Here is a 12,254-nt window from a genome sequence, read left to right as displayed (position 1 = left end):
GGGCCAGCACGTCGACGGCTGAATCGACCAGGCCGCAGGCCAGCAATACCCTGCAATATCTAGCGCAAGCACTCTGGGCCGGCGCCGGTAAAATGCGCGCCACATAGATTCCTCCGAGTACAAACACACCGTGCTCGGGCGGATTTTTCTTAACTACCTCTCCGGCCAGCTGCGCCTGCCGGAAGCTGAAGTGCTGGTTGCGGAGACCCTATGACGCTGCCCCAAAATGACAATTTCAAGCGCCTGCTGGCCCATTTACAGAGCCAAGGTGAGGCGGCTTGTTTAAAAAGTGAAAGCTCCGATGACTACCAGCGTTTTATTCAGGCTTTTCCGCTGGCGCAGTTGCCCCAGTTGAGCCTGGAGCAGTACTGCGTCGGCAAAGGCGATAAGACGTCGTTCTGCTGGTGGATCGAGCGTGGCTTGGAGGAAGTGCTTGGCCGCTATATGCCGGGTACTGCGAAGGGGCACATCCTGTACTTTCAGGCCGATGGCAGCCTGTACAAGAGTCAGCGACTGGCTGACCTCAGCGATGAGCAGGCACTGCGTTACACCCTGAAGATCCAAAGCGCCATTGCGGCTGCCGACCCTGCCGACATGCTGTGGGTGGATGACGACCAGGCCATTTATCAGCGTGCCGAGGTCGAGGCGCGGGTCACCGTGGGCGAGGGCCGCAAGCTGCGCTTGCTGTCGTGCTATCACCCAGCAGATACCCTGCCGATTTCATCCTCTGCCCATCTGACGCATTTTCTCAGCGTGCTGGGCTGCCCTAACGCTGAGATACCGGCGAATGGCCAGCCGGTGGCGCGCATGCTCAAGTTGCGCGAGTACTACGCATTGGCCCGCGAAAGCATTCCCAACCTCAGCCCCTACGGCTTTATGCGCGGGCTATATAACCGGGAGCTGGGGCTGGCCCCCATCAAGGATCAGCCGTCAGACGACGATGCCGTAGAAGGCAGCGCGGCAAGGGAGTTACCGATGCGCGAACAGACGCCTGCGCTCAATCAGATCCTCTTTGGCCCACCGGGCACCGGTAAAACCTACGCCACCATTGAGGCGGCGCTAGAAATTCTTGATCCGCAGTGGCTGACGGCCCAGCGCAAGAACCGTAAAGCCTTAAAGGAGCGTTTCGATAAGTTGGCCACGGCAGGGCAGGTTCGCTTTGTGACCTTTCACCAGAGCTTCAGCTATGAGGACTTTGTCGAGGGGTTGCGGGCCGAAAGCGACGATGAGAGCAAGCAACTCGAGTACAAGGTCGAACCGGGTGTGTTCAAGCGCCTGTGCGATGCTGCGCGTACCGAGGGCGTTCAGGCGGACAGTGGCATTCGCAGCAATCCGCGTATTTGGAAAATGTCTATTAATGGTACGGGCAGTTCGCCGACTAAGAGCTACTGCCTGGAGCACGGCGAGGCGCGGGTTGGGTGGGGTGAGACGGGAGACCTGCGACTGGCCCCAGAGCAGAATACTTACTACCAGCAGCTTGGTACGGGCGATAAGGGCACTCTGAACTATTTCGCTGAGGAAATGGTGATTGGTGACATTTTGCTCTGCATCCATTCTGCTGATCAGATTGGTGCGGTGGGGGTGGTCACCAGTGACTATCGCTATGAAGAGACGGTACCCGACGACGTTGTCAGCCACTACCAGCATGTTCGCTCGGTGAAATGGCTATACCGCGACGTCAAGCAGTCGATCCTGCCACTAAACGACAACCGTCAATTCACCCTGAAGACGGTCTATTCCATGTCTCGCTTCGGCTGGGCGGATCTACTCAGCTACCTAGAAAAGCAAGGTGTCAAACCTGTGCAGCCGTTGGTGACCGCCGACGGTAAGCGTAAACCCCATGTGCTGATTATTGATGAGATCAATCGGGGTAACGTATCGCGCATTTTCGGCGAGCTGATCACCTTGATCGAAACATCCAAGCGGGAAGGGGCGGACGAAGCATTAAGCGTCGAATTACCCTATTCGAAGAAGCCCTTCAGCGTGCCGTCCAACGTCTACTTGATCGGCACCATGAACACCGCTGACCGCTCGCTTGCTGGATTGGATATCGCCTTGCGTCGGCGCTTTACCTTCAAAGAAATGTTGCCCGATCACCAACTGCTCAAAGGCGTGTTGGTGGAGGGTATCAATATTGGCAAGCTGCTGGAGGTGATGAACCAGCGCATTGAGGTGCTGCTGGATCGCGATCACTGTCTGGGCCATGCCTACTTTATTCCGCTCATGACTGAGCCAAGCCTGGAGCGGCTGGAGTCGATCTTCCGTAACCAGATTCTGCCGTTGTTGCAGGAGTATTTCTTCGAGGATTGGCAGCGTATTCAGTGGGTGTTGAACGACCATCGTAAATCCCCGGCTGATCGTTTTGTCGAGCAAGCCAAGCCTGACTTGAGAAGCTTGTTTGGCAGTACCGTGACTGGCGTGCAGGGCGGGATTTGGCGAGTGCGGCCTGACGCCTTCACGCGGGCTAGTGCCTATGCCGGGATCATTGCCGCCACGCCCGAAGCGCAAGCTGTGACCAGTGATGATGCCGCCAGTGCGGAGCCTGAGGATTGATCACTTCGGTAACCATTCGCGAGTACGCACAGCTGACCACCAGCAAGGTGCCGGCGGGTAATTTGGATTGCGCCTGCATCTCCGAAACTGCCTTCGACTGGCTGTGCGAGCTAAGTGCCAGCTTTAACCGCAACGGCGCCACGCTGTTGCAGGTAGAGGGGCGTCGCTCGTTGAAGTGGGATAGCTATGTGGGCGTGCTGGAAACGCCCTGTGGCACGCGGCTAGAGATTCTTCCCAAGCATGTTGAGCAGGACGATTGCGTAAAACAGAGTCGGGCATTGCTGCGCAAGTTGATCCAGGCAGCGCTATCGCTCAAGCCACGCCAGGTTTCGGTGGCCGGATTGGAGCTGTTCGATGCGCCACTGACTGAGTGGGTGATGGGGCAGTTCCTCAGTGAGTTGGACCATCTGGTGAAGCGTGGCATCCGCTTCGACTATCAGCGTGTCGAGCAAGAGCAGCGCTTTCAGCGCGGGCAACTCAACGTGGTCGCGCAGATGCGCCAGCCACCGGGGCGGCAGCATCACTTCCAGATTCGTCACGATGTGTTCCTGCCTAATCGGGCCGAGAACCGCTTGCTTAAATTGGCGCTGACGCAGGTGGCTAACGCCACTCAGGACGCCGCTAATTGGCGCTTGGCCAATGAATTGCGTTCACTGTTGGCCGAAGTGCCAGCTAGCCGACAGGTGCCAGCGGACCTGCGGGCCTGGAGCCGTGATCGGCTGATGGCCCACTATCAAGCGATCAAACCCTGGTGCGAGCTAATCCTTGACCGGAAAATGCCGATTGCCGTGGCCGGTGAGTGGCAGGGCATGAGTCTGTTATTCCCGATGGAAAAGCTCTTCGAGCGCTATGTGGAGGGCTGGCTGCGTGGGCAACTACTGCCGGGGGCTACGCTCAAGCCACAAGCGGCCAGCGAGTATTTGTGCGCGCACGGCAAGGAACGGATATTTCGTCTGAAACCGGATCTGTTAATCGATGCAGGGCCACAACGCTGGATCCTGGACACCAAGTGGAAACGCTTGGATTCCAGGCAGCGTGAGAAGAACTACTGGCTTAGCCAAAGCGACTTTTATCAGTTGTTTGCTTACGGTCATAAGTACCGCGAGACGCAGGGCGCGCCCAAGCTGGTATTGATTTATCCCTGTTGGTCCGGTTTGCAGCAGGCCTTGCCAGCCTTCGATTACGGCGAGGAAATGCAGCTGTGGGTGTTGCCGTTCGATCTGGATAATGATCTTTTGTTAAATGCCGATAGGCCTGGCTTGCCAGTGCAGCCGGTTATTGAGCCGCGGCAACAGGCGTGCTGGTGAATAGCCAAGGCGTCGCCAGCAACGCCGAATATTTTATTTATCCAGGCTTAACCCGATCCAAACCACCACTGCGTCTACCTAGGTGAATTGATTATTCACCTAGGAGTTCGCTGCCATGTCTGCATTTATCGTTTTGCTGCGCCAACCACTGCTGGCCGGTTTTAGTGCCGGTTTGGCGATTAGTCTGGCGGCTTGTAACGCCACTACTTCTGAAGCACCGGCCAAGCCGGCGCCGCCTGCGGTGTTAAACGATGCCGCGTTGCATGAGCAATTGAACGAGCCGCAGGTGCAGCCTGCGGTGCAAGAAAAAGCCGATATGGCTGTCCACGCCAACTCGCTTGCCAAAGATAAAGCCGAGGCGTCGGTGGTGGGTAAAATGGCGGCCAGTGCCGAGCTGAAAAAGCCGCTGCAATCGATGTCGGCCCCCATGAGCATCGCGCCGGCGCCGGCCGATAGCGTGCCGGGTTATCAGGATGTCTATCGCGAGCAGTATCAAAAACTGGTCAGTAACCCGGTGCTGGCGGTGGCTGAACAGCCGGTTTCAACTTTTAGCATCGATGTGGATACCGGCAGCTACGCCAATGTGCGGCGCTTTCTCAATGATGGCAGCCTGCCGCCCAAGGAGGCGGTGCGCCTGGAGGAGTTGGTCAATTACTTCCCCTACAGCTACCCCGCCGCGCAGGATGGCAGCCCCTTTGGCGTCAGCACCGAACTGGCGCCGTCGCCGTGGCACGCCGGCAGTCAATTGCTGCGGGTGGCGATCAAGGCCAGCGACCTGCAGGTGGCCGAACTGCCGCCGGCCAATCTGGTGTTTCTGGTCGATGTGTCCGGCTCCATGGACAGGCGCGATGGCTTGCCGCTGGTGCAAAGCACCCTGAAGTTGCTGGTCGAGCAGCTGCGCCCGCAAGACCGAGTGGCGCTGGTGACCTATGCCGGGGAGTCGCAAGTGGTGCTGGCCTCAACCTCCGGCCGCGAGAAAGCCAAGATTCGCGCCGCCATCGATCAGCTTGCGGCGGGCGGCTCAACCGCAGGCGAATCGGGCATTCAGCTGGCCTATCAGCAGGCGCAACTGGGCATGGTCAGTAAGGGCATCAACCGCATCCTGTTGGCCACCGATGGCGACTTCAATGTCGGCATCAGCGATTTTGACAGCCTCAAGCAACTGGCGGCGGACAAGCGCAAAACCGGTGTGTCGCTGACCACCCTGGGTTTTGGCACCGACAACTACAACGAGCAGTTGATGGAGCAATTGGCCGATGCCGGTGACGGCAACTACGCCTATATCGACAACCTGCGCGAGGCGCGCAAGGTGCTGGTGGATCAGCTGGCCTCGACCCTGGCGACAGTCGCTAGCGATGTAAAAATCCAGATCGAGTTCAACCCGGCGCAGGTCAGCGAGTATCGTCTGCTGGGCTATGAGAACCGTGCGCTCAAGCGCGAGGATTTTAGCAACGACAAGATCGACGCCGGCGAGATCGGTGCCGGCCATACGGTGACGGCGTTGTACGAAATAGTCCCGGTCGGCGCCAAGGGATGGCTGGAGCCATTGCATTTTGAGCAAGGCGCACGGCCACAAGCCAAAGCTGGCGAGCTGGCCTGGTTGCGGCTGCGCTACAAGGCCCCGCAACAGCAGCACAGTAAGCTGCTGGAAGTGCCGATCAAGGCGGCAACCGGGCCGGACTCCATCGCCCAGGCCAGCGAAGATTTACGCTTCGCCGCGGCAGTGGCCGCCTTTGCCCAGCAACTGACCGGCGGGCAATACACCGGCACGTTCAGCCTGGCCGACAGCGCCAAGCTCGCCCGCGGCGCCAAGGGCGAAGATCGCTTCGGTCTGCGCGCCGAGTTCGTGCAACTGGTAGAGCTGGCCCAAAGCCTGCAAACTCCGGCAACTGTGCTAACCAAGGCTGACTAATTGAACACGCCATTACTGGACACCGACGCCGCCTTGCTGCGGCGTTATCGAGGCGGCGATGCCGGGGCTTTTACGCTGCTGTATGAGCGCCATCGCCTCGGCTTGCTGCGTTTCCTGTTGGGCCTGTGCGGCGATCCGGCGCTGGCCGAGGAGGTGTTTCAGGACACCTGGCTGAGCCTGATTCGCAGCCAGTCTGAACAGCGCGAGGCGGTGCTGTTTAAAACCTGGCTGTACCAGATTGGCCGCAATCGCTTGATCGATCATTGGCGTAAGTCCGGTCGTCGCCAGGGCCAGCAGGATGAATATGACGAGCAGCAACACGGCGCGGCTGACCCCGCGCCGGGTCCCGAGCAGCAATTCAGCCTGAGTCGCGATCAGCAACGCTTGCAGGCCGCACTGGAGGATTTACCGCTCGAACAGCGCGAGGTGTTTTTGCTGCGCGCGCATGCCGATCTGGAGTTGCAGGAGATCGCCGAACTCACCGCCACGCCCATGGAAACGGTCAAGAGTCGCCTGCGTTACGCGCTGCAAAAGTTACGTCGGCTGTTGGCTGACCCCGCCAAGGCCGAGGAGCTGTCCGCATGAAAAAGCCATTAACAACCGTCCATCCCGAGCAGCCGCTGGCCGATGAGCAGGCGCTGCTCGACCACTATCGCCAGCACAGCCTGGCGCAGCCGACGCCGGCCACTGATGCGCTGATTCTGGCCGCCGCTGCCGCCGAACTAACTCGCGCCAAGCCGGCCGCGTTGCCCTGGGCGCAACGCCTGCACGGCTGGTTGTTTGGGCCAGGCCATCGAGTGCGCTGGTCGGTGGCGTTCGCCAGCCTGGCCAGCATCGGCCTGGGCTTGGGTTTAAGCCTGCGCACCTGGCAGGAGTTGCCGCCGGCTTATGAGCTGGGCGAGCCGCTGCCGGCCATGAGCGCCGCGCCGGCACCGGCATCAGCGCCAGTAGTTGAGCCAATGGCCGAGGCCATGGAGCTGAAAAAACCAGCGGCGCCAGTGCGATCTGCCCCGCTTGCCGCACCGCCGAGCCCGGTTGTGGCCCAGGATAAAGCCAGCAGCTACGGCAAGGCCGAGTCTGCCGCCGAATCGGCGCAAGCGCTTGGTGAACTGAAGGCCAATAGCAGTGCCGTGGCTAAACAGCGGGCTGCCGATGCGTCTGAGGCTCGCCTGGCCAATAGCGCGGCCAAGGCCGACAACGACGCTGAGTTGGCCAAGGCCAAAACCGCGCCGACCCTTGAGCAGCAGTTGCGCGCGCTGCTGCAGTTGCAACGCAGCGGTGCCACGCAAGCGGCAGCAGCCGAGCTTAAGCGCTTGCAGCGGCTCTATCCGGAGCATGACCTGACGGCGGAGCTGATAAAACTGCGGGCCAGCCAGCCCTAACAGACCGTTGAAAAATGTAGGCGAGGCAGCCGAGACAAGGCAAAAACAGGCGCAACGCAGCGAAGCGGAGTAACAGCCGAAGGCTGGCCCGCAGGGCGAGTGTAGCGAGTCAAAAGCGGAGTTTACGTGCTGTAAATGAGCATTTTTAGCCTGTTTTTAACGCCGTATCGGCAACGCAGGTAGTTTTTCAACGGTCTGCTAAAGCTTGCCTGGGTCACGGCCCTGGCGTGCGCAGGGTATTACACTGCGGGGCTTGAATTAGGCTATGTCCCATTACGTGTTGCACGCAGCTTTTGTAGGGTGGGTTAGGCGCGAACCACGGCCTGCCAACAACGCAAAACCCGACCGCGCCGTAACCCACCATGGTGCTCGACCGGCAAACCGCATGGTGGGTTACGCAGCGCCCGGCTTGCGCGGTGATGCAAATCACCAGCGTCCGCGCCGCTAACCCACCCTACGAATTACCGCGCACCAGGCATCGCCTAACCGACCCGCACGCTGCAACACATAACTGGGACAGAGCCTCGAATCACCCCAAGAGCCGCAAGGAACCGCGCCATGCCGGAACATCCATCCAAACCCTCGCCTGCCAGCCCCGGCGGATTCAGCCAGAGTCTGCCGGGCTTGTTGCTGGATCTGCTCTGGTCACTGCTGCGCTTGCTGTTGCCGATCCTGTTGCTGGCGATTTTGCCGCCGCTGCCGGGTTTGGCGCTGATTGGCCTGCTGGTGCTGCTGATGGGTTTGAGTGCTTGGGCCGGCTGGGTGCGTCTAGGCCAAGGCTTGAGTCTGTTGCTGACGGCGGCGGTGATAGGTTTTGCCTTTTCGGTGGCGCGCTGGATGGCCAGCGATTGGAGCATTCCGGTCTGTGGTCTGTTGATTGTCGGCGGGCTGGCGTTGGTGGCCACCTACGAGCAGCGGCTGGGGCTGGTCAAGCTCAAACCACCGCCGGGCAACGCCGCACCGACGCCAGGCGGCAGTGCCTGGGGCGGCGCTGAGGTCAGTGAAACCCCGGAAGGGCAGCCGATTCGCGTGTTCAATCATGGCGAAATCTGTATGGGCGGGCCGACCTATTGCGACTACCTGTTCCCCGATGGCGTGTTGCTGGAGGGGCTGGGCAGCTCCAGTCGGTTTTCCAGCGATGGGCGCTATTTTGCTGCCCCGGTGCCGTCGCGTAATCAGTGGTGGTTGGCGATTTTTGACCGGCACACGCGGCGCCTGTACCGCTGCACGGACGAAGGCAGCCTGTGGGAGATCGATGGCTTTAGCGACGAAGCAATCAGCGGCCGACATAGCCCGCTGGCGCACAACGACGACGTGCGCCTGAGCCTGGCGCAACTGCTGGAACAGGCCGAATCGGTCGACTTGCAGGCGGTGCAGGATCTTTGGCTCACGCCGGATTGGCTGGAACAAATGCCCGCCGCCGTCATCGACTGGCCAAGCTCGGCCGCCGACCATCGTGTGCAGGGCCAGTTGGCCTTGCCGGCGTCGCTGCGTGAACTGGACGATCCGCTGGCGCCAATACGTTATCCCCGTTACCAACTGCTACTGGATGCTGAGCCCAGCGGGCTGTTGATCGATCCCGACAATCCGTCGTTATGGCGCGCCGACGGCTTAGCCTTGGTCTGTCAGGCACTGGGCGAGCAGGGCGGTTACTGGTACTGGCAAGCAAACCTGGGTTGGCGTCAATTAGCCGCGCCGGCGTTGTTGGAGGCGGCGCGGTTATCCATCGACTATGGCCAGTTTGTGGCGCTGGATGAGCAGCACGCCTGGCTGCTGGCCGAGCTGGATCTGCCGCAGCCGAGCAGTGGTGAGTACGGACAGATGCTGCACAGCATCCACAGCGACACCGAGACCAGTCTGGGCCACGACCGCTACGGGCAGATTCGGGTCGGCGCCATTGCCCGCACGCGCTTGCGCATTGGCATCCCCTTGGATGGCCGGGCGCAACCGCTGCTGGCCGGCGCGGCAGCGGTGGGCGGCGCCGCGCTAAGTTTCGTCTTGGTGGACGCTAACGGCACCGGGCAGGGCGCCTACCAGTGCCAGATAGGCGACTGGCTACTACTGGGCGCTTGGCAGTTGGAGCACCGCCGCTCCGATTGCGGGCGCTACCTGGCGTTGCTACCGGCCTGTGCTGATGCGGCCTTGGCCGAGCGGGTGGTGGTGGTCGACAGCCGTGCGCGGCGTTTGCTCAGTAGCGGCCCACTGCTGGTGGAGCGTTTGTATGATTTTCAGCGCGGGCGGCTCGAGGTGATAACCCTGGCGGGCCTGTGCAGCGCCGATTTCACCAGCCATCCGCTGCGCCGCTGCGATCTGCCCGCACCGCCGGCGGCAACCGCCGCGCACTGCTTGCAGCAGGCGCCGGCCTATGGCGCGTGCCATCGGTTACAGCGGTTTAGCCTGGGCGCTGCAGAGTTGTTGCCGGAGCCGACTTACCGGCTGGTCGACGTGCCGCAGGCGGCTAACGCCGACGGTGACTTCATCTTGCCGGCGCCCCATGGCCGCGACGCGGCCTGGCTGTGCGGCAGTGAGACCGAGTACGCCGACGCTTGGTTGCGGGTTCAGGAGGCTCGTCAGGACGGTTATTTGCTGACCGCCTCCGGCTGCGCCCTAAGCGGGCTGACGCCATCCTTTTGCTGGTCCGACGATGGTCGCTACTTGGCCCTGACTCGGCTGCTGCAATGGAATGATCCGGCTAACGACGACCCCGAGCATCAGCGGCAATGGCAGCTCTGGCTGCTCGACACCCAACGGCGCAGCTTGCGCTGCCAGCCCGGTTCAATCGGCCTGATGCCGCGCTTTGAAGGCTGCACAGCGGGCGTCTGGACGTTGCGGGTTTACCAGCAAGCCTGGGCGCGGCCGGAGGACCGTGGCCGGCGCATGCAGTTGTCGCTGCAGGACTTGCTGGCCTTGCCCGAGCAGGCGTTAGAGCCACGCGGCACACGTTGGCATCTACCCACCGAGCAGCTGGATGCCGCGCTCTGGGATAGCCTTGATGCACAAACTTTGTCCCCCTGGAGGGCGCCATAAGCAGCAGCGAATCGTTTGGCTGGGCGTTTTATCAGCATGCTGCCGTTGTAACTGGTGTGGTTGTTCGGCGTGGCGCTGTGGCTACTTGCCAGCGGGCCCGTGGCGGGCGAGCATAGTCATATCGATAACGCCTCGGAACACCATGAATCGAACCATTCTGATTCTGTTGCTGTTGGCACTGGCGGCCGGCAATAACGCCGTTGCGGCCAGCGCTGCGCCACCCAAAAGTCCGACGCTTGAGTCGGCCGCTGCGGCCTATGCGCCCAAGCCATTGCTCATCCCGGCGGCCAAGGGCACGGCCAAAGCACCGGCTAAAGCTAAAGCGTCTAAAATGCCAGCCAAACCGGCGAGTAAAACTCGGGCGAGCAAGGCGGCGCCGGTGAAAGCGCGCAAGTCGGGCAGCAGCACTAAAGCGCGCCAAGCGACTAAAGCTAAAGCTAAGGCGGCCAGCTCCAGCGCCAAAAGCACCAAGCTGGCGCCGATTAAGCTCAATCTCAGTTTGCCGCCTGAGCTGCTTGAGAACATGGAGCTGGGCAAGCCGGTAACGGATAGCGCAGAGGTGCCCTTGCTGCCATCGCTGTTTGTTGAGGAAAACCCCGCCCCCTCGCCCTATCAGCTCAGCGGCAAGCTGATTACCAATGAGCGCCAACGGCCTGAGCAAGACAACTACTTTGATGTGGTCGAAGGCGCCGAGCTGTCGATTGAGTATCGGCATTAGTCGGGTGGCGGTTCATCGGCTGTTGAACTGACCGTTCTTTGGCGGACTGTTCGCTGCGCTCCTGAGTCCCTAGGGTTTTGCCGTCAACACGTAACTGGCAGATCGCCTTTTATTGCAGGGTTTCCCTGGCGCAGTCTGTTGCACACTAATCTTGTTGGTGTTGCATTGCCCGACGGCAGTTCTAACCTTTTCAGTAACGCCGTTCTCTGCGCGGGTTAGTCGCGCACCGGCAAGACTCAGGAACCAATAGCGACTTATGAAACTGGCACAGATCAAGATTTCCACCCTCGACCTGGCGCCGATTCGCGCCGACGGCGGTTCCGCGCAAGCCCTGCACAATTCCTTGGCCCTGGCCCAACATGTAGAAAACCTCGGCTACACCCGCTTCTGGGTGGCCGAGCACCACAACATGGACGGCATCGCCAGTTCGGCCACCGCCGTGCTGATCGGCTATCTGGCCGCCGGCACTCGCAGCATTCGGGTTGGCGCCGGCGGGGTGATGTTGTCTAATCATTCGCCGCTGGTGATCGCCGAGCAGTTCGGCACCCTCGAGACCCTGTATCCGGGGCGGATCGATCTGGGCCTGGGCCGCGCGCCCGGCGCCGATGCCTACACCGCTCGTGCCCTGCGTCGCAGGCACGTCGGCAACACCGACGACTTCCCGCAGGATGTTGAGGAGTTGCAAGGCTATCTTGGCCCATTAACCGCCGATCAGCGGGTTATCGCCGTGCCCGGCAGCGGCACCCAAGTGCCCTTGTGGTTGCTCGGCTCCAGCCTGTACAGCGCGCAACTGGCGGGGGAGAAGGGTTTGCCCTATGCCTTCGCCTCGCACTTTGCGCCGCGCCTGATGCACGAGGCGATTCGCGTCTACCGCAATCACTTCAAGCCCTCGGCGGTGCTCGCCAAGCCCTATGTGATGCTTGGCGTGCCCTTGATTGCGGCGGACAGCGACGAGCAGGCGGAGTATCTGGCGACCAGTGCCTATCAGCGGATTCTGGCCTTGCTGCGTGGCCAAAGCCTGCTGCAACAACCGCCGGTAGCGAGCATGGAGGGGCTCTGGTTACCCCATGAGCGGCAAGCAGTAGGCGAGTTCCTTGGGCTGGCGATGGTCGGTGGCCCAGAGAAGATTCGCGCCAAACTGGAGCTGCTACTGGAGCAGACCGAGGCCGATGAGCTGATATTTACCGGCGATATGTATGACTTTGCCGATCGCCTGCGCTCTTACCAGATTCTCGCCGAGCTGCGCTGAACGTAATACGGGTTGTGCGGATCTTGGCGGCTGCGGCTACAGAATTTTGTGAGCGGGGCCTTAGCCGCAAAGCGATAGCGCCACCGACGCATATTTTGCATCCGAA

8 protein-coding genes are annotated in these 12,254 nt (G+C 61.0%); all 8 read left to right on the top strand.

Annotated elements, in window-relative coordinates:
* The first annotated feature begins 210 nt into the window (after positions 1 to 210).
* Positions 211 to 2,553 (top strand): AAA family ATPase, encoded by a 2,343-nt coding sequence (locus tag Q8R10_RS03145; RefSeq protein ID WP_305650937.1) that lies wholly within the window; start codon positions 211 to 213, stop codon positions 2,551 to 2,553.
* Complete coding sequence (locus tag Q8R10_RS03140; RefSeq protein ID WP_305650936.1) at positions 2,550 to 3,860, top strand: McrC family protein; 1,311 nt, start codon at positions 2,550 to 2,552, stop codon at positions 3,858 to 3,860. The genes Q8R10_RS03145 and Q8R10_RS03140 overlap by 4 nt, the downstream gene beginning before the upstream one ends.
* A 115-nt stretch (positions 3,861 to 3,975) precedes the next feature.
* Positions 3,976 to 5,772, top strand: coding sequence for a VWA domain-containing protein (locus Q8R10_RS03135; protein ID WP_305650934.1), 1,797 nt, complete (start codon positions 3,976 to 3,978; stop codon positions 5,770 to 5,772).
* Positions 5,773 to 6,357: an RNA polymerase sigma factor gene (locus Q8R10_RS03130; protein ID WP_305650932.1), complete on the top strand. Its 585-nt coding sequence runs from the start codon at positions 5,773 to 5,775 to the stop codon at positions 6,355 to 6,357.
* Entirely contained in the window at positions 6,354 to 7,154 is an 801-nt protein-coding gene (locus Q8R10_RS03125) for a hypothetical protein (protein ID WP_305650930.1), read from the top strand. Before Q8R10_RS03130 ends, Q8R10_RS03125 begins: the two co-directional genes overlap by 4 nt.
* A 558-nt stretch (positions 7,155 to 7,712) precedes the next feature.
* A complete protein-coding gene (locus Q8R10_RS03120) occupies positions 7,713 to 10,181 on the top strand; it encodes a hypothetical protein (RefSeq protein WP_305650928.1) in 2,469 nt (822 codons plus the stop codon).
* A 142-nt stretch (positions 10,182 to 10,323) separates the two neighbouring features.
* On the top strand, positions 10,324 to 10,899 hold the full coding sequence (locus tag Q8R10_RS03115; RefSeq protein ID WP_305650926.1) for a hypothetical protein: 576 nt from the start codon (positions 10,324 to 10,326) through the stop codon (positions 10,897 to 10,899).
* Positions 10,900 to 11,155: 256 nt separating this feature from the next.
* Positions 11,156 to 12,148 (top strand): LLM class flavin-dependent oxidoreductase, encoded by a 993-nt coding sequence (locus tag Q8R10_RS03110; RefSeq protein WP_305650924.1) that lies wholly within the window; start codon positions 11,156 to 11,158, stop codon positions 12,146 to 12,148.
* The last annotated feature ends 106 nt before the right edge of the window (positions 12,149 to 12,254 follow it).

Source organism: Pseudomonas sp., from assembly GCF_030698175.1.
Taxonomy (GTDB): Bacteria; Pseudomonadota; Gammaproteobacteria; order Pseudomonadales; family Pseudomonadaceae; genus Aquipseudomonas.
This window is presented reverse-complemented; position numbering and strand designations above follow the sequence as displayed.

Coding starts and splice junctions, on each gene's coding strand:
- Q8R10_RS03115 (WP_305650926.1), top strand. CDS start 10,324: ATGAATCGAACCATTCTGATTCTGTTGCTGTTGGCACTGGCGGCCGGC.
- Q8R10_RS03120 (WP_305650928.1), top strand. CDS start 7,713: ATGCCGGAACATCCATCCAAACCCTCGCCTGCCAGCCCCGGCGGATTC.
- Q8R10_RS03145 (WP_305650937.1), top strand. CDS start 211: ATGACGCTGCCCCAAAATGACAATTTCAAGCGCCTGCTGGCCCATTTA.
- Q8R10_RS03125 (WP_305650930.1), top strand. CDS start 6,354: ATGAAAAAGCCATTAACAACCGTCCATCCCGAGCAGCCGCTGGCCGAT.
- Q8R10_RS03110 (WP_305650924.1), top strand. CDS start 11,156: ATGAAACTGGCACAGATCAAGATTTCCACCCTCGACCTGGCGCCGATT.
- Q8R10_RS03135 (WP_305650934.1), top strand. CDS start 3,976: ATGTCTGCATTTATCGTTTTGCTGCGCCAACCACTGCTGGCCGGTTTT.